General features: G+C 67.7%; 1 protein-coding gene. It reads left to right on the forward strand.

Going from position 1 to position 430, the window contains the following annotated elements; genetic code table 11:
* A partial coding sequence (locus tag FAF44_RS53780) for a transposase (protein ID WP_237111204.1) occupies positions 1-389 on the forward strand: 389 nt, incomplete at its 5' end.
* Positions 390-430 lie beyond the last annotated feature (41 nt).

Here is a 430-nt window from a genome sequence, read left to right on the forward strand (position 1 = left end):
AGCCCCGCCGGGTCGTCCGCTGGATCATGACCCACCCCGACCACCTGAGGGACGCCGAGGCCGAACACCTCGCCAAGATCCTGGGCCGCAGTCCCGAACTGGCCGCCACCGCCGGCCACATCCGAGCCTTCGCCACCATGCTCACCGAACGCACCGGCCGCCAGCACCTGGACGACTGGCTCACCGCCGTCCGCGCCGACCCGCTCCCCGCCCTCCACTCCCTGGCCAACGGCATCGAACGCGACCACGCCGCCGTCCTGGCCGGGCTCACCCTCCCCTACTCGTCAGGCGCTGTCGAGGGCACCATATGCAAAATCAAATTCTGGAAACGGCTCATGTTCGGCCGGGCCAACCTCGACCTACTCCGGAAGATGGCACTCCACAACTGAGTCACCGATCGTGACCACTCCCCAGAGAGTGCTCAAGAGCC

The organism is Nonomuraea sp. MG754425, from assembly GCF_021699195.1.
GTDB lineage: Bacteria > Actinomycetota > Actinomycetes > Streptosporangiales > Streptosporangiaceae > Nonomuraea.